Raw genomic sequence first — 446 nt, forward strand, 5'->3', positions numbered from 1 at the left:
GCTCCAGGCGCTCATGCTGCTTGCGCAGTTGCACATCCTGCTCGTGCAGATTCTGATCCGCCTGCTGAAGCATCTGTGCGGCGTCCAGCTGTTCGATGAACCTGACCTTTTCGCCATTCCAGTCGCTGTGCAGCGCGCTGAGGCGCGATGCGCTGTAATGCGCCTTGAGCTGACCGTCCTGATAGTCAACGGCGAAGCCCTGGGCCTTCAGGCAATGATCGCGGCGTGCACGGGCCTCTTCGCTCAGCGCGTCGCGGCTCGGTAGTGGGCCGCTTTCAAGGGTGTAATGGGCGCAGTGCTGTTTGGCCCAGGCGGCTGCCTGAGCCAGCAGAAAACGGCCAAGGCCGCGGTTCTGCGGCTCCAGGCTCAGGCCGCTGTCCGGGCCGAAACGGGCTTCCTTGGCGCGGTGGTCGAGCCACAGTTCCAGTACGTTCTGTTCCTTGCGC

Annotated in this window: 1 pseudogene; it reads right to left on the reverse strand. The window is 63.9% G+C overall.

Features of this window, described 5'->3' with window-relative positions:
* Window positions 1–446: pseudogene (locus tag AC0IYH_RS29390) on the reverse strand (hypothetical protein); the annotation flags it as partial.

The sequence above is a fragment of the Pseudomonas sp. AC463 genome, assembly GCF_979253585.1.